The organism is Pseudomonas sp. BN607 (assembly GCF_029871175.1).
In the GTDB taxonomy this organism is placed as follows: Bacteria; Pseudomonadota; Gammaproteobacteria; order Pseudomonadales; family Pseudomonadaceae; genus Aquipseudomonas.
The window spans coordinates 1-23,550 of sequence record NZ_SSOE01000046.1 but is presented as its reverse complement, the minus strand read 5'-3'; the positions used below and the strand labels follow the sequence as shown (position 1 = coordinate 23,550).

Below are 23,550 nucleotides of genomic sequence, written 5' to 3'. Positions count from 1 at the left end.
GAGCATGGCTGACGAATGGAAGGCCCCCGAGGCCGAGCCCGAGGAGCGCGAGGAGCGCAAGAGCTGGAAACTGCTGGAGAAAACCTTGCTGGCCAGCGTGCAGGAGCAGCGCCGATCCCGGCGTTGGGGCATCTTTTTCAAGCTGCTGACCTTCGTCTACCTGTTCGGCATCCTGGCCTTGTTCTCCCCGCTGATGGACATGGACAAGGCCGCATCGCGCAGTGCCAGCCATACCGCGCTGGTCGAGGTGCGCGGGGTGATTGCCGACCAAGAGGCAGCCAGTGCTGACAATATCGTCAAGAGCCTGCGCGAGGCGTTCAAGGACGGCAAGACCAAGGCTGTGGTGATGCGCATCAACAGCCCAGGCGGCAGTCCGGTGCAGGCGGGTTACGTGTATGACGAGATTCGCCGCCTGCGCGCCGAGTATCCGGCCATCAAGCTGTATGCAGTCATTGCTGATCTTGGTGCTTCCGGTGCCTATTACATTGCCAGTGCGGCGGACGAGATCTATGCCGACAAGGCCAGCCTGGTGGGCTCGATTGGTGTGACGGCGGCCGGTTACGGCTTTGTCGGCACCATGGAGAAGCTGGGCGTGGAGCGGCGTGCCTACACCTCGGGTGAGCACAAGGCCTTCCTTGATCCGTTCTCCCCTGAAAAGCCAGAAGAAACCCGGTTCTGGCAGGGGGTGCTGGACACCACGCACAACCAGTTCATCGCCATGGTCAAGCAAGGGCGCGGCGAGCGCCTGAAGGATAAGGACCACCCGGAGTTGTTCAGTGGCCTTATCTGGTCGGGCGAGCAGGCCAAGGCGCTGGGGCTGGTGGATGGGCTGGGCAGTGCCAGCTACGTGGCGCGTGAAATTGTAGGCGAGAAGGAGCTGGTGGACTTCACTGTGCAGGAGTCGCCGTTCGATCGCTTCTCCAAGCGCGTGGGGGCCAGCGTGGCTGAGCATCTGGCGATGTGGATGGGGTTCCAGGGGCCGCAGTTGCGTTGAGTTCGGAGTGCATTTTGCGGCGCCTTTGAGATCGAGCGCCGCGCGGGCGGCGCTCGATCTCACAGGCGCAGAAATCTCAAGTCAGGCTCAAGGGACAACCACCCCCTCCCGAGTCAACATATCCACCAGTCGAATCAACGGCAGACCGATCAGGCTGGTCGAATCGCACCCATGGGTGCTCTGGAACAAACTCACCCCCAGACCCTCCGCCTTGAAGCTCCCTGCGCAATCCAGCGGTTGTTCCGCCGCCACATAGCGCTCCACCTGCTCGCGGCTCAGCTCGCGCATCGTCACGGTAAACGGCACGCAATCCACCTGGCATTGCCCGGTGGCGCTGTTCAGCAGTGCCAGCCCGGTCAGGAAGCTTACCTGTTGCCCGCTGCACTCCAGCAGCTGCTCACAGGCTCGCTCGAAGGTGTGCGGCTTGCCCAGCACCTGCTCACCCAGCACTGCTACCTGGTCCGAACCGATGATCAGGTGCCCTGGATGGCTGCCTGCCAGGGCCTCGGCCTTTAGCCTGGCCAGTCGGCGCACCAGCTCTACGGCGGGCTCGTCATTCAGGCGCTGCTCGTCTATATCGGGGCTTGCCCACGTGTAGGGCAGGCGCAGGCGGGCGAGCAGTTCGCGGCGATAGGCAGAGCTGGAAGCCAGTAACAGAGGAAGCATGGTAGACTCCTGAATCAGTTGAATAAATTCTATCACGCACGATGCCGCCTAATTTCCTTTGACAGGGGCGGGGGGCATCCCTATTATGCTGCGCCTATGTTGAATGACCCGATTCCACCTCACGTTGACCCGCGCAAATTAGCCGATCGTGGCGTAACCCTTAACGGTTCGCTGCAACTCGCTGATTTGGAAAGACTCTGCGACCCGCTTTCCGACAATGTCGGTACGGTGCAGGCGAAGTTCGATTTTGAACGAGATGAACAGCACGTGGTGGTTATCCACAGCGAGCTGGACGTCGAGGTCAAGATGGTTTGCCAGCGTTGTCTTGAGCTGGTCACCCTGCCGATCCACAGCGAATGTACTTACGCCGTGGTGAAGGAGGGTGCGAATACCCAGTCGTTGCCGAAAGGCTATGACGTGCTGGAACTGGGCGAAGATCCTTTGGATCTGCAGGCATTGATCGAGGAGGAGCTTCTGCTCGCCTTGCCAATCGTGCCTGCTCATCATCCGGAAGAATGCCAGCAGCCGGCGGGCGCAGACGAGCCCGAATCGAGCAAGGACGAGGTATCGCGGTCCAACCCGTTCAGTGTTTTGGCGCAGTTAAAGCGTGACCCAAACGTTTAGGAGTTAATCAATTATGGCTGTTCAGCAGAACAAAAAATCCCGCTCTGCCCGTGACATGCGCCGTTCGCACGACGCCCTGTCGGAAAACGCGCTGTCGGTAGAGAAAACCACCGGTGAAGTTCACCTGCGCCACCACGTATCGCCAGAAGGCGTATACCGTGGTCGCAAAGTGGTCGACAAGGGCGCTGACGAGTAATCCTTGTCCGCTCAGATCATCGCGATCGACGCAATGGGCGGGGACTTCGGTCCCCGCAGCATTGTCCAGGCTAGCATTGCCTGCCTGTCTGCTACCCCCTCGCTGCACCTGACCCTCGTCGGTCAACCCTCCCTCCTGGAAGATCTTGTCAGCGGCCTTGCGGCTGCGGATCGCGCGCGCCTGCAGATTGTCGCCGCCAGTGAGGTGGTCGGTATGGACGAGCGGCCATCCCAGGCGTTGCGCGGCAAACCGGATTCGTCGATGCGCATCGCCCTTGAGTTGGTGCGAGACGGCAAGGCCCAGGCCTGCGTCAGTGCCGGCAACACCGGGGCGCTGATGGCGCTGTCGCGTTTCGTGCTCAAGACCCTGCCGGGCATTGACCGGCCAGCCATGGTGGCGGCCATTCCGACCCAGGCTGGTTATTGCCAGTTGCTCGACCTCGGGGCCAATGTCGACTGCAGTGCCGAAAATCTCTACCAGTTCGCTGTCATGGGCTCGGTGGCCGCCCAGGCGTTGGGTGTGCATCGGCCACGCGTGGCGCTGTTGAATATCGGCACCGAGGACATCAAGGGTAACCAGCAGGTCAAGCTGGCTGCCACGCTGTTGCAGAACGCCCGCGGCCTTAACTACGTCGGTTTCGTCGAAGGGGACGGCCTGTACCGTGGAGAGGCGGACGTGGTGGTGTGTGACGGTTTTGTCGGCAATATCCTGCTCAAATCCAGCGAAGGCCTGGCGACGATGATCGGCGCGCGCATCGAAAAACTGTTCAAGGGCGGTGCCTTTGCCCGCGTCGCCGGGGCGATGGCCATGCCGCTGCTCAAGCGTCTGCAGGCCGATCTGGCGCCAGCACGGCATAATGGTGCGAGCTTCCTGGGGCTGCAGGGTATCGTCATCAAGAGCCACGGCTCGGCGGGCGTGCAGGGGTTTCAGAGTGCCATCCAACGGGCGTTGATCGAGATTCAGGAAAACCTGCCGCAGCGGCTGCATGGCCGCCTCGAAGACCTGTTGCCTTAGGCTTTTCCCCGATGAAGTGCTTAAATGTGACCGCTTGGTCTGTGTTTCCATCCAAGTTTTCAGATTCCGCGTCTGGCTTCGCGCCTGGCGCACACTATCCGACGACAAGATCATAAGGGCTTGTTCAATGTCTGCATCCCTCGCATTTGTCTTTCCCGGTCAAGGCTCCCAGTCACTGGGCATGCTCGCCGAGCTCGGCGCCGAGAAGCCAGTGATCATCGAAACCTTCAAGGAAGCTTCCGAGGCACTCGGTTACGACCTGTGGAAGCTGATCCAGGAAGGCCCGGAAGAGCAACTCAACCAGACCGACAAGACCCAGCCGGCCATCCTCACCGCGTCCATCGCGCTGTGGCGCCTGTGGCTGGCGGAAGGCGGCGCTACGCCAGCCTTCGTTTCCGGTCATAGCCTGGGTGAATACAGTGCTTTGGTTGCCGCTGGCAGCATAAGCCTGAAAGACGCCGTTCGCCTGGTCGAGCGCCGTGGTCAGTTGATGCAGGAAGCCGTGCCGGCAGGCCACGGTGCCATGGCTGCAATCCTTGGCCTGGACGACGCCGTAGTCGTAGAAATCTGCGCCGAAGCGGCTGAAGACCAAGTGGTCAGCGCCGTCAACTTCAACTCGCCAGGCCAGGTGGTCATTGCCGGTAACAAGGCTGCGGTAGATCGCGCCATGGAGCTGTGCAAGGCCAAGGGTGCCAAGCGCGCCCTGCCGCTGGCGGTCAGCGTGCCGTCGCACTGCGCCCTGATGAAGCCGGCCGCCGAGCGCTTTGCCGAATCGGTCAACGCCATCGAATGGAAAGCGCCGCAAATTCCGGTAGTGCAAAACGTCACTGCCGCCGTTGCCGCCGACCTCGACGCCCTCAAGCATGACCTGCTGGCACAGCTGTACCAGCCGGTGCGCTGGGTGGAGTGCGTGCAGACCCTGGCTGCGAATGGCGCGGTCAACCTGGTCGAGTGCGGTCCGGGCAAGGTCCTGGCTGGCCTGAACAAGCGTTGCGCCGAAGGCGTGACCACCTACAACCTCAACACCCCTGACGCCGTTGCCGCCACCCGTGCGGCACTGGCCTGATTTGGAGAAGCTTGCATGAGCCTGCAAGGTAAAGTTGCACTGGTGACCGGCGCCAGCCGTGGCATTGGCCAGGCCATCGCCCTCGAGCTGGGCCGCCAAGGCGCCACCGTGATCGGCACAGCCACGTCGGCATCCGGCGCTGAGCGCATTGCTGCCACCCTGAAAGAGCACGGCATCACCGGCACCGGCATGGAACTGAACGTGACCAGCGCCGAATCCGTTGAAGCGGTACTGGCGGCCATTGCCGAGCAGTTCGGTGCGCCGGCCATCCTGGTCAACAACGCCGGCATCACCCGCGACAACCTCATGCTGCGCATGAAAGACGACGAGTGGTTCGACGTCATCGACACCAACCTGAACAGCCTCTACCGTCTGTCCAAGGGCGTGCTGCGTGGCATGACCAAGGCACGTTGGGGTCGTATCATCAGCATCGGCTCGGTCGTCGGCGCCATGGGTAACGCTGGCCAGGCCAACTACGCGGCCGCCAAGGCTGGCCTGGAAGGCTTCAGCCGCGCCCTGGCGCGTGAAGTGGGCTCGCGCGGCATCACCGTCAACTCGGTGACCCCGGGCTTTATCGACACCGACATGACGCGCGAACTGCCAGAGGCACAGCGCGAAGCCCTGCAGACCCAGATTCCGCTGGGCCGCCTGGGTCAGGCCGACGAAATCGCCAAGGTGGTTTCGTTCCTGGCGTCCGACGGCGCAGCCTACGTGACCGGCGCTACCGTGCCGGTCAACGGCGGGATGTACATGTAACACTGCAACTCAATGTGACGGGTTTCGTAAAAAAAGAGTCATACTGCGAGCCTAAAATCCGTTATAAAGCTGCAACCAGATTCCAGGCAGCGGGTGTGGTGACTAGCCTGAAGGTGCGTTTCGCTTGAAAAGCAAACGTCTTTCTATAAAATTAGCCACCGGCCAGCTGCCTGACATATATCCATTAGGAGTGAGAACTAGGTATGAGCACCATCGAAGAACGCGTCAAGAAAATCGTCGCCGAGCAACTGGGCGTCAAGGAAGAAGAAGTGACTAATGAGAAGTCCTTCGTTGATGACCTGGGTGCCGATTCGCTTGACACCGTTGAACTGGTGATGGCTCTGGAAGAGGAATTCGAGACCGAAATCCCTGACGAAGAAGCTGAGAAGATCACTACCGTTCAAGCTGCTATCGACTACGTCAAAAACCACCAGGCTTAAGACGTTGTAGTCGACGCTTCTTGTCGAGAAGAACCGCACTGCCTTTGCTGGCGTGCGGTTTTTTCTTTGCGAGCGTCCTGTCGCGGTTTTCTTGGGCTCGATCCCAGGCATCGAGAGCTTGTTGCCATTTCATTCCGTTGCGCTGAATGCAATGGCAAGAAACTCTGTCATTAGAAAAGGAGAGTACTGTGTCGCGTAGACGCGTCGTGGTCACCGGTATGGGTATGCTGTCGCCACTGGGTACCGATGTACCGAGCACATGGCAGGGCATTCTGGCTGGCCGCAGTGGCATTGGTCCGATCGAACACACGGACCTGTCTGCCTACTCCACCCGTTTTGGCGGCTCGGTGAAAGGCTTCGAGGTTGAGCAGTACCTGTCGGCCAAAGAGGCCCGCAAGCTCGACCTGTTCATCCAGTATGGCCTGGCCGCTGGTTTCCAGGCGGTGCGCAATGCCGGTCTGGAAGTCACGGATGCCAACCGCGAGCGCATTGGCGTGGCCATGGGCTCGGGTATCGGCGGGCTGACCAACATCGAAGAAACCAGCCGCACCTTGCACGATTCGGGGCCGCGCCGTATTTCGCCGTTCTTCGTGCCGGGCTCGATCATCAACATGATCTCCGGTTTCCTGTCGATCCACCTGGGCCTGCAGGGGCCGAACTACGCCATCGCCACCGCCTGCACCACCGGCACCCATTGCATCGGCATGGCCGCGCGCAATATCGCATACGGTGAAGCTGACGTGATGATCGCTGGCGGCGCCGAAATGGCCGCTTGCGGCCTGGGCATGGGCGGCTTCGGTGCCTCGCGTGCGCTGTCGACCCGCAACGATGAGCCGGCCCGTGCCAGCCGCCCGTGGGACAAAGGCCGTGACGGCTTCGTGTTGTCGGACGGTGCCGGTGCGCTGGTGCTTGAAGAGCTGGAACATGCCAAGGCGCGCGGTGCGACCATCTACGCCGAGCTGGTCGGCTTTGGCATGAGCGGTGACGCTTACCACATGACCTCGCCACCCGAGACCGGTGAAGGTGCTGCCCGCTGCATGGCCAATGCCCTGCGCGATGCCGGCATCCAGCCAGAAGAGGTCAGCTACATCAATGCCCATGGTACTTCGACACCTGCGGGTGACGTGGCCGAAGTGGCAGCGATCAAGCGTGTGTTCGGCGAACATGCCTACAAGCTGGCGGTCAGCTCGACCAAATCGATGACTGGCCACCTGCTGGGTGCCGCTGGCGCGGTGGAAGCAATCTTCAGCGTGCTGGCGATCAACAGCCAGATGGCACCACCGACCATCAACCTGGATGAGCCGGACGAAGGTTGCGACCTCGACTTCGTGCCGCACCAGGCGCGCAGCATGCCGATCGACGTGGTGTTGTCCAACTCGTTCGGCTTTGGCGGCACCAACGGCTCGCTGGTGTTCCGCCGGTTCGCCGGTTGATGCACAGCTGGATCGATGGCCAGCCGGCGACTGCAGTCAACCTGCAGAACCGCGGCCTGGCCTACGGCGATGGCCTGTTTGAAACCATCGCCGTGCGCGGCGGCCGGCCTAGCCTGCTGGACGGCCACCTCGCACGCCTGGCGCTGGGCTGTCAGCGCCTGGCGATCAGCGCCGACCTGGGGTTGGTGCGCGACGAGCTGCTGCGCTTTGCCAGCCAGCTCGGTGATGGCGTGGCCAAACTCATCCTCACCCGTGGCGACAGCCAGCGTGGCTATGCGCCGGTTGCTGGTGTCGCACCGCGGCGAATCCTGCAAGGCAGCCCAATACCCAGCTATCCTGTCGAGCATGCCGAGCACGGCGTGCGCTTGTTCCCTTGCCAGACCCGGCTTGGGGAACAACCGCTGCTGGCCGGCCTCAAACACCTCAACCGCCTGGAGCAGGTGCTGGCCCGTGCCGAATGGCAGGACAGCGAACATGCCGAAGGCCTGATGCGTGACGGGCAGGGCAGGGTGATCGAAGGGGTGTACAGCAATCTGTTCCTGGTGCGCGATGGCCTGCTGCTCACCGCCGACCTCAGCCGCTGTGGCGTGGCCGGGGTGATGCGCGCTGAGTTGCTGCAGCAAGCCGCGCTGCTGGGCATCCCTGTGCAGGTCCGCGACCTGCCGTTCGACGCGCTGGAGCAAGCGGATGAAGTATTTGTTTGCAATAGCGTTTACGGCATTTGGCCCGTGCGTGGCGTAGCCGCGCTAAACTGGTCGCCGGGCCCGCTCACCCGTCAACTGCAGGCCATTGCCCGTACGTTACTGGAAACCTGAATTCGTGAGACGTAAATTCCTGCTGCTGCTGGAAATGGGGCTGATCCTTGCTGGCCTGGCGCTTGGCTGGTCGGCCTGGAAGGTCAACTCGGTCCTGGAGCAGCCTTTGCACGTGACGCAGGAACGCCTGCTGGACGTGCCCAATGGCACCACCCCCAACCGCATGTTCTACCGCATGCAAACGGAAGGGCTGCTCGACGACGCCGTCTGGTTGCGCCTTTACTGGCGCTTCAACATGGCCGGCACCCCCTTGCATACCGGCGAATACCGCATTACCCCCGGCATGACCGTCGAGCAGCTGTTCGACGCCTGGCGCCGCGGCGACGTGGTGCAATACAACCTGACCCTGGTCGAAGGCTGGACCTTCCGCCAGGTCCGCTCGGCCGTGGCCAAGCATGAAAAAATCAGGCATACCCTGGACGGTCTGTCCGACGCCGAGGTCATGGACAAGCTTGGCCATACCGGCGTGTTCCCCGAAGGCCGTTTCTTCCCTGATACCTACCGCTTCGTGCGCGGCATGAGCGACGTCGAGCTATTGCAGCAGGCCTACATGCGCCTGGACGAAGTGCTGGCCAAGGAGTGGGCCGAGCGCACCACCGACCTGCCGTATCGCGACCCGTACCAGGCACTGATCATGGCTTCGCTGGTAGAGAAGGAAACCGGCATTCCACAGGAGCGCGGGCAGATAGCCGGCGTATTCGTGCGGCGAATGCGCCTGGGTATGATGCTGCAAACCGACCCGACGGTGATCTACGGCATGGGTGAGCGCTACAACGGCAAGATCACCCGCGCCGACCTGCGCGAGCCAACGCCCTACAATACCTACACCATGACCGGTCTGCCGCCCACGCCAATCGCGATGGTCGGCCGTGAGGCGATTCACGCGGCGCTCAACCCGTCAGAAGGTACCAGCCTGTACTTCGTCGCCCGTGGCGACGGCAGCCATGTGTTCTCCGACGACCTTGACGACCATAACTCGGCGGTGCGTGAGTTCCAGCTCAAGCGCCGCTCGGACTACCGCTCCAGCCCTGCACCGCAGTCGCCGTCAGCGCCGCAGCCTGAGTCGCAGCCAGGGAGTGATGAGGCTGCGCCGCCCGAAGCACCTGAGGTGGATCAGCCGGCTGCGCAGCCAGCGCCCGACGAGCCGCCGGTGCAGGACGCCCCTGCCGGCGGTGCGCAAGCGGCCGAGCGGCCATCGCCTGACGAACAACATTAAGGACTGCCTGTGAACGGCTTGTTTATTACTTTGGAAGGCCCCGAGGGCGCGGGCAAGAGCACCAATCGCGACTACTTGGCAGCGCGCTTGCGCGAGCACGGCCTTGACGTGGTGCTGACCCGGGAGCCCGGTGGTACGCCGTTGGCGGAAAAGGTGCGTGAGCTGCTACTGGCTCCCACTGAAGAAAATATGGCTGCCGATACCGAGCTGCTGCTGGTGTTCGCCGCGCGTGCCCAGCACCTGGCCCAGGTGATCCGCCCGGCCCTGGCGCGCGGAGCCGTTGTCCTGTGCGACCGGTTTACCGATGCCACTTACGCCTACCAAGGCGGCGGGCGTGGGTTATCGGTCGAGCGGATCGCCACCCTGGAGCAATTCGTCCAGGGTGACTTGCGCCCGGACCTTACCTTGGTATTCGACTTGCCAGTGGAAGTGGGCCTGGCCCGCGCCGCCGCCCGGGGCCGTCTGGACCGTTTCGAACAGGAAGGCCAGGGGTTCTTCGAAGCCGTACGCCAGGCCTACCTGCAACGAGCCCAGCGCGAACCGCAGCGCTATAACCTGCTCGATGCCGCACAATCGCTGGAGGCAGTGCAGCGCGCCATCGACGCGCTGCTGCCGGCCATCGTGGAGCGTTGCCGTGGCTGAGGCCTACCCCTGGCAGCAGGCGCTCTGGCAGCAACTGGCTGGGCGCCGCCAGCATGCCCATGCCTACCTGCTGCACGGGCCGCAGGGCATCGGCAAGCGGGCCATGGCCGAGCGCCTGATGGCCCGCTTGCTGTGCCAGCAGCCTCAGGGCCTGGACGCCTGTGGCGGGTGCAAGTCCTGCCTGTTGCTGAAGGCCGGCAGCCACCCGGACAATTTCGTCCTTGAGCCCGAGGAGGCTGACAAGCCGATCAAAGTTGACCAGGTACGTGAACTGGTGGCCTTCGTGGTGCAGACCGCACAGTTGGGCGGGCGCAAGGTGGTGTTGATCGAGCCGGTGGAGGCGATGAACATCAACGCTTCCAACGCACTGCTGAAAAGTCTCGAAGAGCCTTCTGGCGATACGGTGCTGCTGCTGGTTACCCATCAGCCCAGCCGGTTGTTGCCGACGATCAAGAGCCGTTGCCAGCAAGTGGCTTGCCCGCAGCCAAGCCTGGCCCAGAGCCAGGCCTGGTTGGCCGGTGCGCTCCCTGACAGTGACGAGGCCGAACGCGTCGAGCTGCTGACCCTGGCCGCCGGTTCGCCGTTGATGGCAGTGAGCCTGCAGGCGCAAGGTGTGCGCGAGCAGCGCGCGCTGGTGACTGACGGGGTGAAGAAGCTGCTGAAACAGCAGCAATCGCCCAGCCAGTTGGCCGATGCCTGGAACGGCGTGCCGCTGCTGCTGCTGTTCGACTGGTTCTGTGAGTGGGCGCACCTGATCTTGCGCTACCAGTTGACCCAGGACGAGGAGGGTTTAGGCTTGGCCGATATGCGCAAGGTCGTGCAATACCTGGCGCAGAAAAGCCGTCAGACCAAGGTGCTGGAAGTGCAGGCTTGGGTCCTGGAGCAGCGCCAGAAGGTGCTGGGCAAGGCCAACCTGAACCGTGCCCTGTTGCTTGAATCGCTGCTGGCCCACTGGCTGCAACTGCCGGGTGCTCGCTGATTTTTCCTTTTTCATGTGTGCTGTTATCCCATGCTCGTAGATTCTCATTGCCACCTCGATCGCCTAGACCTCAGTGCCCACCAGGGCTCGCTCGACGCTGCCCTGCAGGCGGCGCGTGACCGTGGGGTAGGGCATTTCCTTTGCATTGGCGTCAGTGCCGAGAACGCCGGCGCGGTGAAGGCGCTGAGCGAGCAGTACGCTGACGTCGACTGCTCGGTGGGTGTGCACCCGCTGGACCTGGCCCCGGGCGAGACCCCGGCGCTGGAATGGCTGCTGCGCGAGCTGGCGCACCCGCATGTGGTGGCGATTGGCGAGACCGGGTTGGATTACCATTACGAGCCGGAGGCGGCAGCGTTGCAGCAGGCTTCGTTCCGCTTGCATCTGGAGGCCTCGCGCCAGACCGGCAAGCCGGTGATCGTGCATACCCGGGCGGCACGTGCCGATACCCTGGCGCTGCTGCGTGAGGCGAACCTGCCGCAAGCGGGCGTCTTGCACTGCTTTACCGAAGACTGGGACATGGCCAAGGCGGCGCTGGACCTGGGGTATTACATTTCGCTGTCGGGCATCGTTACCTTCCGCAATGCCGATGCCCTGCGCGAAGTGGCACGGCAGGTGCCGGTCGATCGCTTGCTGGTAGAGACCGATTCGCCGTATCTGGCGCCGATTCCCCACCGCGGCAAGCCGAATTTGCCGCAGTATGTGCGGGAAGTGGCGGAGTATGTGGCTTCGTTGCGGGGGGCCAGTTATGAGCAGCTGGCCGAGCAGACCACTGCCAACTTCAAGCGGTTGTTCCCGTTGGCGCGGGTGGCCTGATTCTCGGCAAAAAAAAACCCGGGTTCTGGGGGGGGAATCCGGGTTAAGACCATTAGGAGTAAAACAAAGGCACGCGGTCCCTGAGCACCTTTATCGGCGCGCCACTTGGGGGGGATGCGCCGCGCCAACACTTCAAGTATTGGTCAGCTTTGGCGCAGTGCCAGTGCCTGTTGGTCGTTTTTTAAACAGATTTGGAATACGCCGACGTCCCATTCCTCCCGCAGCGCATGGCCGTAAGCATCGTGAAACACAGACATGCTTGGATGATCCGTGCAATTTCCCGCAAGTTAGGCATAATAAACCGCTTCGATTGTCATCCAGTCCTTCCCATGCAGAAAGAACCTCGTAAGGTCCGTGAGTTTCGCCGTCGCGAACAGGAAATCCTCGACACCGCGCTAAAACTGTTTCTTGAACAGGGTGAAGACAGCGTCACCGTCGAGATGATCGCCGACGCCGTGGGCATCGGCAAAGGCACGATCTACAAGCACTTCAAGTCCAAGGCGGAGATTTACCTGCGCCTGATGCTCGACTATGAGCGCGACCTGAACGAGCTGTTGCACTCGGCGGACGTTGACCGCGACAAGGAAGCCCTGTCGCGTGCCTACTTCGAGTTCCGCATGCGCGACCCTCAACGTTACCGGCTGTTCGACCGCCTTGAAGAAAAGGTCGTCAAGGGCAACCAGGTACCGGAAATGGTCGAGCAACTGCACAGCATTCGCGCCTCGAACTTCGACCGGTTGACCCAGCTCATCAAGGGCCGTATCAGCGAAGGCAAGCTTGAAGACGTGCCGCCTTACTTCCACTACTGTGCCGCCTGGGCGCTGGTGCATGGCGCGGTGGCCCTGTACCACTCGCCGTTCTGGAGCAACGTGCTGGAAGACCAGGAAGGCTTCTTCCAGTTCTTGATGGACATCGGCGTGCGCATGGGCAACAAGCGCAAGCGCGACCCGGAACCGTCGAACTGAAACATTCCTGAGCTCGGCAATGCTTGGGGCTTGCAAAAACCTGATTTATGAGTCAGCTTTTGCCGGCCCCTTCATCCATGCCGGAGTCATCCATGATCGTCGATCGTCAAGGCAGGCGATTTCGCAACCTGCGCGTCAGCCTGACGGCTGCCTGCAACTACGCCTGCACCTACTGCGTACCTGACGGCAAGCGCCTGGTGGCAGCGCAGGATGAATTGTCGGCGGATGCACTGGCCCGTGGCGTGGCCTACCTGATTGAAGCTGCCGGCATCGAGCGCTTGCGCATCACCGGTGGTGAGCCGTTGGTCAGCCCACGCCTGGATGCCTTTCTGGTTGCCGTGGCCAAACTCGACCTCGACGACATCTCCCTGACCACCAATGGCCAGCTACTGACTCGCAAGTTGCCGCAACTGCAGGCGGCTGGAATTCGCCGGCTGAATGTTTCCCTCGACACCCTCGACCCACTGGCTTTCCGTCAAATCGCTCGGGGCGGCGACCTGGCCAGCGTGTTGGACGGAATGGAGCGCGCTAGCGCTCTGGGCATGCGAGTCAAGGTGAATATGGTGCCCATGCGTGGACACAACCTCGACCAGGTGCTGCCGCTGCTGGATTACTGCCTGGGGCGTGGCTTCGAACTGCGCTTCATCGAACTGATGCGCATGGGCCACCTGGCCCGTGACCACAATGCCTTCGTACAGCAATTTGTCGGCCTCGACCAGCTGCTGGCGCTGATTGGCGGCAAGCATGCGTACACACAAGTGGACGCTCCACTGGACGCTACCGCCATGCGCTATCACATCCCAGGCAAGGGCCACTTCGGCATCATTGCCAACGAAAGCGTGCCGTTTTGCCGTACCTGTTCGCGGTTACGGTTGTCGTCAACGGGCTGGCTGCATGGTTGCTTGTCGTCTGGCAATCGCCACTTCATTGGCGACCTGCTGGAAAAACCGCGCCACCAGGCGCTGCCGGCCTTGCAACGGTTGTTGGTCAAGGCGCTGGCAGACAAGCAGGACCTGGCATTTTCCGGCGGCGTGACGGTCATGAAGGTGATCGGGGGCTGAAGCTGGCGCAAAAGCTGCATTCGCCGGCTATTCGCCGGTTTTTCGTCGCCGGCCATTGGAGGAAAGATGCGTAGCCTGGTCTTGCCGCTGGCGCTGATGGCGCTGGGCGGTTGCATGAATGTCAGTGATATGGGCGAGACTGCCCGCTACCACATGAGTGATGCGGGGCTGCTGGACCACAGTGACACCCGGCGTACCCTGTCGATTCGCTTGCAGCCGGATTCGTTCATCTTTATCGGCCAGGGCGCGTTCGTTCCACCGGGCAAAGGGCCGGTGCCCCGGCAGAATGCCGTGGCCGAGCAGGCCTTCAAAAGCTTCATCGAGTACTTTCCGCTGGTGCGTCGCGCCCAAGGACCACTGGGCCTGGAAGAGGCCATTGCCCAAGCCCGCTCGGTGGGCGCCGACTACGTGCTCTATACCCGTTTTGCCCGCACCGACGACCGCATCGGCAATGGCGACGAGTGGTATGACGAACAAGCCGTAGACCGCCTTGGCTGGGACAGTGGGGTGGTGCAGATGATGTTGATCGAAACCAATACCCGCTACCTGATCGACACCGCACGCATCAAGAGCCGTGGCGGTTTGTTGACGTTCCACGACAAAACCCCCGAGGATTTGCTTGGTGCGCCGATGCGCGAGTACGCTCGTAGCCTCCTGGGCATGAGTGAATGAGGCAAGCGTGATGAGCGACTCCGGCAAGGCCAGTGACCTTCTGGCACAGATCCCCAAGGCCAAGGGCCTGCCGCCAGTGCACCTGTGGCATCCGGATTTCTGCGGTGACATCGACATGCGCATCGCCCGCGATGGTACCTGGTACTACCTGGGCACGCCGATCGGGCGCAAGCCGATGGTGCGGCTGTTCTCTACCATCATTCGCCGCGACGGCGATGACTATTTCCTGGTGACCCCGGTAGAGAAGGTTGGCATTCGTGTCGACGATGCGCCGTTCGTGGCCGTGCTGCTGGAGGTGCAGGGCGAAGGCGAACAGCAGGTGCTGCGCTTTACCAGCAATGTCGAAGACCAGGTCGAGGCCGGGCCGGATAATCCCTTGCGAGTAGTGATCGACCCGGTGACGCAGGAGCCATCGCCGTATGTGTTGATGCGCAGCAACCTGGAAGCGCTGATACATCGCAATGTGTTTTACCAGCTGGTGGAACTGGCCGTGCCGCGTGTGATCGAGGGGGAGGAATGGTTGGGCGTATGGAGCCGGGGGGAGTTTTACCCGATTGGGCGCAGTAGTTGAGGGCTCTGGAGCTGGAAGGCGCATGTCTTGAGTTTTGTGCTGCCTGGTAGATCGAGCGCCGCCCGCGCGGCGCTCGATCTACCAGGCGCTGACATACTTCCGGTGAACAACGAAAAAGCCCCCGGTTGCTTGCGCACCCGAGGGCTTTTTCAGTGTCTGGCTCCGCGACCTGGACTCGAACCAGGGACCCAATGATTAACAGTCATTTGCTCTACCGACTGAGCTATCGCGGAATCTGCGCGTATCTTACTGATTGTCAGGGGGAAGTCAAGCCACCCCCTGACAAATCAATCAGTTACAGCACTTCGACGATAGCCTTGGTGACCACGTGGATATTGCTCTGGTTCAGCGCGGCCACGGCGATACGGCCGGTGTCCAGCGCGTAGATGCCGAAGTCGTTCTTCAGGCGGGCGACTTGTTCAACGGTCAGGCCCGAGTAAGAGAACATGCCCACCTGGCGACCTACGAAGCTGAAGTCGCGGTTGGCGCCGTATTCGGCCAGCAGCGCAACCATTTGCTTGCGCATGCCGTGGATACGGTCGCGCATTTCGGCCAGCTCGGTTTCCCACATTTGGCGCAGTTCGGCGCTGTTCAGCACGGTGGCAACGATGGTTGCGCCGTGGGTTGGCGGGTTGGAGTAGGTGGTGCGGATCACGCGCTTGACCTGCGACAGCACACGGGTGCTTTCGTCCTTGGAGGCGGTGACCACCGACAGCGCACCGACGCGCTCGCCGTACAGCGAGAACGACTTGGAGAACGAGCTGGAGACGAAGAATTCCAGGCCCGATTCGGCGAACAGGCGCACGGCGAAGGCGTCTTCGGCGATGCCGTCACCGAAGCCTTGGTAGGCCATGTCGAGGAACGGCACGTGGCCTTTGGCTTTGACCACTTCCAGCACGTTTTTCCAGTCTTCCAGGTTCAGGTCGACACCGGTCGGGTTGTGGCAGCAGGCGTGCAGCACCACGATCGAGCCAGACGGCAGGGCGTTGAGGTCTTCGAGCATACCGGCGCGATTGACGTCGTTGGTCGGCGCGTCGTAGTAACGGTAGGTCTGGACCGGGAAACCGGCCGACTCGAACAGCGCGCGGTGGTTTTCCCAGCTCGGGTCGCTGATGGCAACCACGGCGTTTGGCGAGATACGCTTGAGGAAGTCGGCGCCGATCTTCAGTGCGCCGGTACCACCGACGGCCTGCACGGTAACCACGCGGCCAGCGGCCAGCAGTGGCGATTCGGCGCCGAACAGCAGCTTTTGCACGGCCTGGTCGTAGGTGGCAATGCCGTCGATCGGCAGGTAGCCGCGCGAGGCGTGCTGGGCGGCACGCTGGGTCTCGGCTTCGATCACGGCGCGCAGCAGCGGAATGCGGCCTTCCTCATTGCAGTACACGCCTACGCCCAGGTTGACCTTATCGGTACGTGGGTCGGCGTTGAATGCTTCGTTGAGGCCCAAAATAGGGTCGCGGGGTGCCAGCTCGACAGCGGAAAACAGGCTCATTGTTACTTCGGCTCTGATTGAAGAGTGATAGGGCGTACACGCTCCAGCCGAATGCACTGAAGCGGTGCACAAACGGGGAGTCAGTATAGTGATACCGACCGGTCACCGCGACACTCTGGCGCAGCTTTTCCAGCTATTTGCGCAAATATTTTTTGACCATTGGTCTAATTGCCCGGTCCACCGTAATACCCGTTCACAGGTATGCCTTGAAAGCGCACCCTGATGGCTGCATTTGGGTATAGACTACTGGCTAAATTTACAGTTACTGCAGCGTCGCGAGGTCCGTCATGTCCGAGTTCCAGCTCGTCACCCGTTTCCAGCCGGCCGGCGACCAGCCTGAGGCCATCCGCCAGATGGTCGAGGGCATCGAGGCCGGGTTGTCGCACCAGACGCTGCTCGGGGTGACCGGCTCAGGCAAGACCTTCAGCATCGCCAACGTCATTCAGCAGGTGCAGCGTCCGACCCTGGTGCTGGCGCCGAACAAGACCCTGGCGGCGCAGTTGTATGGCGAATTCAAGGCGTTCTTCCCCAACAATGCGGTGGAGTATTTCGTTTCCTACTACGACTACTACCAGCCGGAAGCCTACGTGCCGTCGTCGGATACCTTTATCGAGAAGGACGCCTCGATCAACGACCACATCGAGCAGATGCGCCTGTCGGCGACAAAGGCACTGCTGGAGCGGCGTGACGCGATCATCGTCACCACAGTGTCGTGCATCTACGGCCTGGGCAGCCCCGAGACTTACCTGAAGATGGTCCTGCACGTGGACCGCGGCGACAAGCTTGACCAGCGTGCCCTGCTGCGCCGCCTGGCGGACCTGCAGTACACCCGCAACGAGATGGACTTCGCCCGCGCCACCTTCCGCGTGCGTGGCGACGTGATCGACATCTTCCCGGCCGAATCGGACCTGGAGGCGATCCGCATCGAGCTGTTCGATGACGAAGTGGAGAACATCGCCGCCTTCGACCCGCTGACGGGGGAGGTCTTCCGCAAGCTGCCGCGGTTCACCTTCTACCCCAAGAGCCACTACGTCACCCCGCGGGAAACCCTGCTGGAAGCCGTGGAGGGTATCAAGGAGGAGTTGAAGGAACGCCTGGAATACTTGCACAAGGCCAACAAGCTGGTAGAAGCCCAGCGCCTGGAGCAGCGTACCCGCTTCGACCTGGAGATGATCCTGGAGCTGGGCTACTGCAACGGCATCGAAAACTACTCGCGCTACCTGTCCGGTCGGCCTGCCGGCGCTCCGCCACCCACCTTGTACGACTACCTGCCGGCCGACGCACTGCTGGTGATCGACGAGTCCCACGTCAGCGTTCCGCAGGTCGGCGCCATGTACAAGGGCGACCGCTCGCGCAAGGAAACACTGGTGGAGTATGGCTTCCGCATGCCGTCGGCACTGGATAACCGGCCGATGCGTTTCGACGAGTGGGAGGACGTGAGCCCGCAGACCATCTTCGTCTCTGCCACCCCCGGCCCTTACGAGGCCGAACACGCCGGGCGCGTGGTGGAGCAAGTGGTGCGGCCCACCGGCCTGGTCGACCCGCAAGTCGAGGTACGCCCCGCGTTGACCCAGGTCGATGACTTGCTGTCGGAAATCCGCAAGCGGGTGGCGCAGGGCGACCGGGTCCTGGCCACCACCCTGACCAAGCGCATGGCTGAAGACCTGACCGATTACCTGGCCGATCACGACGTGCGGGTACGCTACCTGCACTCGGACATCGACACCGTGGAACGGGTGGAGATCATCCGCGACTTGCGCCTGGGTACCTTTGACGTGCTGGTAGGTATCAACCTGCTGCGTGAAGGCCTGGACATGCCTGAGGTGTCGCTGGTGGCGATCCTCGATGCCGACAAGGAGGGCTTCCTGCGTTCCGAGCGCTCGCTGATCCAGACCATTGGTCGTGCGGCGCGTAACCTCAATGGCCGGGCAATCCTGTACGCCGATAACGTCACCGGCTCGATGCAGCGCGCCATCGACGAAACCGAGCGCCGCCGCGAGAAGCAGATCGCCTTCAACGAAGCCAACGGCATCGTGCCCAAGGGCGTGGTCAAGGACATTACCGACATCATGGAAGGTGCCACGGTGCCCGGTGCGCGCAGCAAGAAGCGCAAGGGTATGGCCAAGGCGGCAGAGGAGAGCGCCCGCTACGAAGCCGAACTGCGCACGCCGGGCGAGATCACCAAGCGTATCAAGCAGCTGGAAGAGAAAATGATGCAGTTCGCCCGTGATCTGGAATTCGAGGCCGCGGCGCAGTTGCGCGACGAGATTACCCAGCTGCGGGAGCGCTTGATTACCAGCTGATCCTGTGGGAGCGGGCGTGCCCGCGAAGAATTCTACGCGGTGTCTGGCACCGGCTGCGCCGGTGTTCGCGGGCTCGCCCGCTCCCACAGGCATCGCACATCGTCTGAAATTGGCTCAGTGGGCCTCCCCAGCCTTCAACCCCTCCGGCAGCTTGCGGGTCAGCAACACCGCCACCATGCTCACCGCCAAGCCAATCCCGACAAAGTGGAAGGCATCGTTGTAAGCCATGATCAGCGCCTGCTGGTGGGTAATCTCGCTAAGCTTGCCCAGCGCCGCATTGTCACTACCCAGTCGCTCCGCCAATTGCGCAAGTCGTTCTGCCACCTGCGGGTTGCTCGGCACCACCGATTCGCGCAGGTAATCGAAATACACCTTGGTGCGCGCATCCAGCAGGGTAGCCAGCAAGGCAATACCAATCGCGCCACCAAGGTTACGCAAGATATTGAACAGGCTGGATGCGGATCCTGCATCCTGTTGTTGGATGTACGCGGTGGCAATCAGCGAAATGGTCACCATGATCATCGGCTGGCCCAGGGCGCGGATGATCTGGATATGGTTGAACTGCGGCCCGGCAAAGTCCGGGTTGAGCACCCCCGAACCGAAACTGGCGGCGCCGAACAGGCAGAACCCCAGCGCGCAGAGTACCTTGGGCGATATCACCTTCATCAGTTGCGGCACCAGCGGTATCAGGAACAGCTGCGGTATCCCCATCCACATGATCACCTCGCCAATCTGCAAGGCGTTGTAGCCCTGCACCTGTGCCAGGTACAGCGGCAGCAGGTAGATGGATCCGTACAGCCCTACGCCCATGCCCAGGCTGGCGATGCTCGACAGGCCGAAGTTGCGGTTGCCGAGAATGCGCAGGTTGATCAGCGGGTGCGGTTTGGAAAACTGCAGGATGACGAAGGTGATCAGGCTGACCAGCGCGACGCTGCCCAGGCCGACGATCAGGTGCGATTCTAGCCAGTCCTTGCGGTGGCCTTCCTCAAGAAACACCTGCAGGCAGCCCAAGCCCAGGCCCAGGGTGAGGATGCCGGCATAATCGGTGCTTTTCAGCAGCTCCCAGTGCGCCTCTTTCTTCTCCAGCCCGTACAACAGGCCGGCGATCATCACCAGGCCCGGCGGGATGTTGATGTAGAAGATGTACTCCCAGCCCCAGTTTTCGGTCAGCCAGCCGCCCAGGGTAGGGCCAATGGACGGGGCGAAGGTAGCGGTCATGGCGAACATCGCCATGCCTTTGGCGCGGTGGTGTTCGGGCAGCTTGATCAGGGTCAGGGTAAACGCCAGCGGGATCAGCGCCCCGCCGGTAAAACCCTGCAGGGCACGGAACAGGATCATGCTTTCCAGGTTCCAGGCCATCGAGCACAGCAAGGACGACAGCAGGAAACCGGCGGACACCCAGACCGCCAGGCGCCGCGCCGATAACAGCTGCACCAGCCAGGCGGTCAGCGGGATCATGATGATTTCCGCCACCAGGTAGGAGGTGGAAATCCACGAGCCTTCTTCCAGGGTGGCCGACAGGGCGCCCTGGATGTCTTTCAGCGAAGAGTTGGTGATCTGGATGTCCAGCACTGCCATGAAGGCGCCGAGCATCACGCTCATCACCGCGATCCAGTCGCGTCGGCTTGGCTCCGCGGTAGGGCGCAGCAGTTGATCACCGGGCATCGTGGCCGTCGTCTTCGTTGCGCAGGTCGACGGTGGCGGTGACCGACATGCCGGGGCGGATGCGCCCGCGCAATGGGTTATCGGCGCGGAACGTGAGTTTTACCGGGATGCGCTGCACCACCTTGGTAAAGTTGCCGGTGGCGTTGTCCGGCGGTAACAGGCTGAACTGCGCACCTGAAGCGGCGAACAGGCTTTCAACCCGTGCTTCGATTGGCGTATCGGGGTAGCTGTCGAACTCCAGTTCGGCGCGTTGGCCGGGCTGCATGTGGCCGATCTGGGTTTCCTTGAAGTTGGCCTGCACCCAGATGTCTTCGTCGGGCACGATCGACAGCAGGTAGGCGCCAGCCTGCACTACCTGGCCATTGCGTGCGTTGCGCTGGCCGATGGTGCCGCTGATCGGCGCGCGGATCTCGCAGCGGCTCAGGTTCAGTTCGGCTTGAGCCAGGTCGGCGCGGGCATTGGCGATTTGGGCATCGAGGCGTTTCAGGTCGGCCGTGAGTGCGTTGACCTGCTGGCGCTGGCTTTGCAGGTCGGCGCGGGCCTTGTCGACCTGCGAGCCGGCGACATGGCTGTCGGCCGACAGGGTAGTGACCCGCTCTTCAGAGACAAAGCCAGGCTTGCGCAGTTTTTCCGCGCGGCTGAGGTCCAGCCGTGAACGGTCGAAGGTGGCCTGGTTGGCCGCCACCTGGGCCTGACCTGCGGCAATCAGGCTGCCTTGCTGGGTCAGGCGACTTTGCGCCTGGGCATATTCGGCTTCGCGGGTCGCCAGGGCGGCGCGGGCGCGCTCGATCGCCAGTTCGAAGTCGGCGGCTTCCAGGCGTACCAGCAGGTCGCCCTTGTTGACGTGCTGGTTGTCCTCGACCGGCACGCTGTCGATACGGGCGCCGAGCTGGCTGGAGATACGGGTAATCTCGCCCTGCACGTAGGCGTTGTCGGTGCTCTCGTAGAAGCGGCCCTTGAAATACCAGTGGGCCAGGAAGGCGAGGGCGATGATGGCCACCAGGGTAAAGAAGATCGCCAGGCGGCGCTTGAGTTGGGCAGGCATGGGTACGGTCGTTCCAGAAATGTAAATAAATTTAACAGCGGCATATGGCCAGTCGGCAAGTGACGTTCGCGCCATTGCTGGAGCCCGGTGCCTGCCTCCTGCTAACATCCCGCCTTTGTTTCATCTTTCGTTCGAGACTCCCATGACCACCGTACGCACGCGTATCGCGCCATCGCCTACCGGCGACCCCCATGTCGGCACTGCCTACATCGCCCTGTTCAACTACTGCTTTGCCAAGCAGCACGGCGGTGAGTTCATCCTGCGCATCGAAGACACCGACCAGCTGCGCTCCACGCGCGAGTCGGAACAGCAGATCTTCGACGCCCTGCGCTGGCTCGGCATCGAATGGAACGAAGGCCCGGACGTTGGCGGCCCGCATGGCCCGTACCGGCAGAGCGAGCGTGGCGAAATCTACGCCAAGTACGCCAAGGAACTGGTTGACGCCGGCCACGCCTTCTACTGCTTCTGCACCGCCGAAGAGCTGGAGCAGATGCGCGCCGAGCAGCAAGCCCGCGGCGAAACCCCGCGCTACGACGGCCGCGCGCTGCTGCTGAGCGCCGAAGAAGTACAGCGTCGCCTGGACGCTGGCGAGCCGCACGTGATCCGCATGAAGGTGCCGAGCGAAGGTATCTGCGTGGTACCTGACATGCTGCGCGGGGATGTCGAAATCCCGTGGGACCGCATGGACATGCAGGTGCTGATGAAGAACGACGGCCTGCCGACGTACTTCCTGGCCAACGTGGTCGACGACCACCTGATGGGCATCACTCACGTGCTGCGCGGCGAAGAATGGCTGCCATCGGCGCCCAAGCTGATCAAGCTTTACGAGTACTTCGGCTGGGAGCAGCCCAAGCTGTGCTACATGCCGCTGCTGCGTAACCCGGACAAATCCAAGCTGTCCAAGCGCAAGAACCCGACCTCGGTCACCTTCTACGAGCGCATGGGCTTCTTGCCTGAAGCCATGCTCAACTACCTGGGCCGCATGGGCTGGTCGATGCCGGACGAGCGCGAGAAGTTCTCGCTGGCGGAAATGGTCGAGCACTTCGACCTGTCGCGTATCTCGCTGGGCGGCCCGATCTTCGACATCGAAAAGCTGTCCTGGCTCAATGGGCAGTGGCTGCGCGAGCTACCGGTAGAGGCGTTCGCCGCACGGCTGCAGAAGTGGGCGTTCAACAGCGACTACATGATGAAGATCGCCCCGCACGTGCAAGGCAGGGTCGAAACGTTCAGCCAGGTTGCCCCGCTGGGCGGGTTCTTCTTCGAAGGCGCGCTGAAGCTGGACGCCAAGCTGTTCGAAAGCAAGAAACTGTCGGCCGACCAGGTGCGCCAGGTGATTCAGCTGATCCTGTGGAAGCTCGAGAGCCTGCGCCAGTGGGAAAAAGAGCGCATCACTGGCTGCATCCAGGCGGTGGTCGAGGCGCTGGAGCTGAAGCTGCGTGATGCCATGCCGCTGATGTTCGCCGCCATCACTGGCCAGGCAAGCTCGGTATCGGTCCTGGACGCCATGGAAATCCTCGGCCCGGACCTGACTCGCTACCGCCTGCGTCAGGCCCTGGACCTGCTGGGTGGCGTGTCGAAGAAAGAAAACAAAGAGTGGGAAAAGCTGCTGGCCGCCATCGGCTGACCGCGCTTCCGGGCCTGTTGCCGAACCTGTGGGAGCGGGTTCACCCGCGAATACGATGTGGTCTGCACTACATTATTCGCGGGTAAACCCGCTCCCACACAGTTCACTGTTCAGGTTTTAGTGGGGCAGGGCGGTAAGTGATTGTTATCTGTGAAAAAATTTTTGGATATTTTTGAAAATTAGTTTGACAGCCCTGCAATCCGATCTTAATATGCGCCCCGTCCACAGCGATGAACGAAAACGAAGCGTCAGGCACCCAGCCAGCGATTCGGTTCAGAGCGACATTGTGGGGCTATAGCTCAGCTGGGAGAGCGCCTGCATGGCATGCAGGAGGTCAGCGGTTCGATCCCGCTTAGCTCCACCAAATTCCGCTTAGCAGCCGAGGCTGATAAGCAAGACCGGGTCCAGCAACCGGGTCTTGAAGGTAAGAAGGTTCGTCCCCTTCGTCTAGTGGCCTAGGACACCGCCCTTTCACGGCGGTAACAGGGGTTCGAGTCC

At 62.0% G+C, this 23,550-nt stretch carries 23 protein-coding genes and 2 tRNA genes; 20 read left to right on the top strand and 5 right to left on the bottom strand.

What is annotated here, in order from left to right; translation table 11 throughout:
• Positions 1-4: 4 nt before the first annotated feature.
• A complete protein-coding gene (locus E8E68_RS11710; protein ID WP_110744541.1) occupies positions 5-994 on the top strand; it encodes a S49 family peptidase in 990 nt (329 codons plus the stop codon).
• 87 nt (positions 995-1,081) lie between these two features.
• Here E8E68_RS11710 and E8E68_RS11705 read toward each other — a convergent pair whose 3' ends face one another.
• Complete coding sequence (locus tag E8E68_RS11705) at positions 1,082-1,660, bottom strand: nucleoside triphosphate pyrophosphatase (protein WP_280341534.1); 579 nt, start codon at positions 1,658-1,660, stop codon at positions 1,082-1,084.
• Between the two features lie 96 nt (positions 1,661-1,756).
• Here E8E68_RS11705 and E8E68_RS11700 point away from each other — a divergent pair, with 96 nt between their 5' ends.
• The 16 genes from E8E68_RS11700 (at position 1,757) to E8E68_RS11625 (ending at position 14,923) form a co-directional block, all read left to right on the top strand.
• Positions 1,757-2,284 (top strand): YceD family protein, encoded by a 528-nt coding sequence (locus tag E8E68_RS11700; protein WP_012313431.1) that lies wholly within the window; start codon positions 1,757-1,759, stop codon positions 2,282-2,284.
• Between the two features lie 13 nt (positions 2,285-2,297).
• Positions 2,298-2,480 carry a 50S ribosomal protein L32 gene (gene rpmF, locus E8E68_RS11695; RefSeq protein WP_003247154.1) on the top strand — a complete coding sequence of 61 codons (183 nt, stop codon included), beginning with the start codon at positions 2,298-2,300 and terminating at the stop codon, positions 2,478-2,480.
• Between the two features lie 3 nt (positions 2,481-2,483).
• On the top strand, positions 2,484-3,494 hold the full coding sequence (gene plsX, locus E8E68_RS11690; protein WP_110744539.1) for a phosphate acyltransferase PlsX: 1,011 nt from the start codon (positions 2,484-2,486) through the stop codon (positions 3,492-3,494).
• A 127-nt stretch (positions 3,495-3,621) separates the two neighbouring features.
• Positions 3,622-4,560 (top strand): ACP S-malonyltransferase, encoded by a 939-nt coding sequence (fabD, locus tag E8E68_RS11685; protein ID WP_266033055.1) that lies wholly within the window; start codon positions 3,622-3,624, stop codon positions 4,558-4,560.
• Positions 4,561-4,575: 15 nt separating this feature from the next.
• Positions 4,576-5,316, top strand: a complete 741-nt coding sequence (gene fabG, locus E8E68_RS11680) for a 3-oxoacyl-ACP reductase FabG (RefSeq protein ID WP_266033052.1) — start codon at positions 4,576-4,578, stop codon at positions 5,314-5,316.
• Between the two features lie 203 nt (positions 5,317-5,519).
• Positions 5,520-5,756, top strand: a complete 237-nt coding sequence (acpP, locus tag E8E68_RS11675; protein WP_110638330.1) for an acyl carrier protein — start codon at positions 5,520-5,522, stop codon at positions 5,754-5,756.
• A gap of 188 nt (positions 5,757-5,944) precedes the next feature.
• Complete coding sequence (fabF, locus tag E8E68_RS11670) at positions 5,945-7,189, top strand: beta-ketoacyl-ACP synthase II (RefSeq protein WP_110744535.1); 1,245 nt, start codon at positions 5,945-5,947, stop codon at positions 7,187-7,189.
• On the top strand, positions 7,189-8,004 hold the full coding sequence (gene pabC / locus E8E68_RS11665; RefSeq protein ID WP_266033046.1) for an aminodeoxychorismate lyase: 816 nt from the start codon (positions 7,189-7,191) through the stop codon (positions 8,002-8,004). Before fabF ends, pabC begins: the two co-directional genes overlap by 1 nt.
• A gap of 4 nt (positions 8,005-8,008) precedes the next feature.
• Positions 8,009-9,220 carry an endolytic transglycosylase MltG gene (mltG, locus tag E8E68_RS11660; protein WP_110744533.1) on the top strand — a complete coding sequence of 404 codons (1,212 nt, stop codon included), beginning with the start codon at positions 8,009-8,011 and terminating at the stop codon, positions 9,218-9,220.
• 9 nt (positions 9,221-9,229) lie between these two features.
• Positions 9,230-9,862, top strand: coding sequence for a dTMP kinase (tmk, locus tag E8E68_RS11655; protein ID WP_110744532.1), 633 nt, complete (start codon positions 9,230-9,232; stop codon positions 9,860-9,862).
• Complete coding sequence (locus tag E8E68_RS11650) at positions 9,855-10,841, top strand: DNA polymerase III subunit delta' (RefSeq protein WP_280341514.1); 987 nt, start codon at positions 9,855-9,857, stop codon at positions 10,839-10,841. The genes tmk and E8E68_RS11650 overlap by 8 nt, the downstream gene beginning before the upstream one ends.
• Before the next feature lie 30 nt (positions 10,842-10,871).
• Positions 10,872-11,654 (top strand): TatD family hydrolase, encoded by a 783-nt coding sequence (locus tag E8E68_RS11645; protein ID WP_266033035.1) that lies wholly within the window; start codon positions 10,872-10,874, stop codon positions 11,652-11,654.
• A gap of 329 nt (positions 11,655-11,983) precedes the next feature.
• Entirely contained in the window at positions 11,984-12,619 is a 636-nt protein-coding gene (locus tag E8E68_RS11640; protein ID WP_003247170.1) for a TetR/AcrR family transcriptional regulator, read from the top strand.
• 92 nt (positions 12,620-12,711) lie between these two features.
• The gene (locus tag E8E68_RS11635; protein ID WP_280341509.1) at positions 12,712-13,680 is read left to right on the top strand and encodes a radical SAM protein; all 969 of its coding nucleotides are present in this window, start codon (positions 12,712-12,714) and stop codon (positions 13,678-13,680) included.
• 66 nt (positions 13,681-13,746) lie between these two features.
• Positions 13,747-14,352 carry a DUF4823 domain-containing protein gene (locus tag E8E68_RS11630; protein WP_266033031.1) on the top strand — a complete coding sequence of 202 codons (606 nt, stop codon included), beginning with the start codon at positions 13,747-13,749 and terminating at the stop codon, positions 14,350-14,352.
• Between the two features lie 10 nt (positions 14,353-14,362).
• Complete coding sequence (locus E8E68_RS11625) at positions 14,363-14,923, top strand: DUF1285 domain-containing protein (RefSeq protein WP_280341505.1); 561 nt, start codon at positions 14,363-14,365, stop codon at positions 14,921-14,923.
• A gap of 157 nt (positions 14,924-15,080) precedes the next feature.
• Here the strand turns inward: E8E68_RS11625 and E8E68_RS11620 are convergent.
• Positions 15,081-15,156 (bottom strand) — tRNA-Asn (locus E8E68_RS11620).
• A gap of 62 nt (positions 15,157-15,218) precedes the next feature.
• Entirely contained in the window at positions 15,219-16,415 is a 1,197-nt protein-coding gene (locus tag E8E68_RS11615; RefSeq protein ID WP_110744526.1) for an amino acid aminotransferase, read from the bottom strand.
• A 287-nt stretch (positions 16,416-16,702) separates the two neighbouring features.
• Between E8E68_RS11615 and uvrB the strand changes: the two genes are divergently transcribed.
• Entirely contained in the window at positions 16,703-18,718 is a 2,016-nt protein-coding gene (gene uvrB, locus E8E68_RS11610) for an excinuclease ABC subunit UvrB (protein ID WP_110744525.1), read from the top strand.
• Between the two features lie 114 nt (positions 18,719-18,832).
• Here the strand turns inward: uvrB and E8E68_RS11605 are convergent, their stop codons facing one another.
• Both E8E68_RS11605 and E8E68_RS11600 read right to left on the bottom strand, forming a co-directional pair.
• Entirely contained in the window at positions 18,833-20,323 is a 1,491-nt protein-coding gene (locus tag E8E68_RS11605) for an MDR family MFS transporter (RefSeq protein WP_266033081.1), read from the bottom strand.
• A gap of 49 nt (positions 20,324-20,372) precedes the next feature.
• Positions 20,373-21,428 carry an HlyD family secretion protein gene (locus E8E68_RS11600; protein WP_266033022.1) on the bottom strand — a complete coding sequence of 352 codons (1,056 nt, stop codon included), beginning with the start codon at positions 21,426-21,428 and terminating at the stop codon, positions 20,373-20,375.
• Between the two features lie 142 nt (positions 21,429-21,570).
• Here E8E68_RS11600 and gltX point away from each other — a divergent pair, with 142 nt between their 5' ends.
• Together gltX and E8E68_RS11590 are read left to right on the top strand one after the other, a co-directional pair.
• Complete coding sequence (gene gltX / locus E8E68_RS11595; RefSeq protein ID WP_280341498.1) at positions 21,571-23,052, top strand: glutamate--tRNA ligase; 1,482 nt, start codon at positions 21,571-21,573, stop codon at positions 23,050-23,052.
• Positions 23,053-23,340: 288 nt separating this feature from the next.
• Positions 23,341-23,416 (top strand) — tRNA-Ala (locus E8E68_RS11590).
• Positions 23,417-23,550: the final 134 nt, after the last annotated feature.